This is a genomic window from Streptomyces sp. UH6 (genome assembly GCF_013421635.1).
In the GTDB taxonomy this organism is placed as follows: Bacteria; Actinomycetota; Actinomycetes; order Streptomycetales; family Streptomycetaceae; genus Streptomyces; species Streptomyces abyssomicinicus.
Genome location: NZ_JACADT010001465.1, coordinates 1 through 658, shown reverse-complemented (window position 1 = coordinate 658; position 658 = coordinate 1). Strand labels below are relative to the sequence as shown.

At 71.6% G+C, this 658-nt stretch carries 1 protein-coding gene and 1 pseudogene; both read right to left on the bottom strand.

Features of this window, described 5'->3' with window-relative positions; translation table 11 throughout:
- Positions 1–416, bottom strand: a pseudogene (locus tag HW445_RS32630) (IS3 family transposase); the annotation flags it as partial.
- Positions 413–658 (bottom strand): transposase (locus tag HW445_RS32625; RefSeq protein ID WP_180224344.1); only part of this gene is annotated, 246 nt, incomplete at its 5' end. The pseudogene HW445_RS32630 and the gene HW445_RS32625, both read right to left, overlap by 4 nt.

Sequence of the window (658 nt, the reverse complement as noted above, 5' to 3'; positions counted from 1 at the left end):
GTGATGTCGGTCAGCCACAGCCGGTTCGGTGCCGGGGCGGTGAAGTCGCGGCGGACCCGGTCGTCGTGCACCGGCGGGCCGGCCTTGGCGTTCTTGCCGCGTCCCTTGCGCTTGCCGAACACGCTCCACCAGCCGTTGTCACGGCAGATCCGCCATGCGGTCCGCTCTGCCATCACCTGGCCGGCGGCCCGGGCCTCGTCGACGAGGAAGCGGTGGCCGAACTCGGGATCGTCGCGGTGGGCATCGAACAGGGCGTTGGCCCGGTGGGCCTCGGTCAGTTCCGCGTCGGTGACCGGTGAGGCCAGCCACCGGTAGTAGGGCTGGCGGGCCAGCCCGAGCACCCGGCACGTCACCGCCACCGGCACCCTCACAGGGGCATCGGCGGCGGCCAGCTCGCGGACGAGCGGGTACGTCATTTTGCCGGCAGGTTCGCCTGCGAAAGATAGGCCGCGGCCTTCCTGAGGACCTCGTTCTCCTGCTCGAGCATCCGGATCCGCTTGCGGGCCTCACGCAGCTCCGCCGACTCAGCCGGCGCCGTCGCGGGCCTGGTGGCGGTGCTGTTCTCGGTCTCCGCCTGGCGCAGCCACTTCGTCAGCGAGGCCGGGTGAACCCCGAAATCGGCGGCCACCTGTTCCAGGGTGACGCCGGGCTCGCGGTT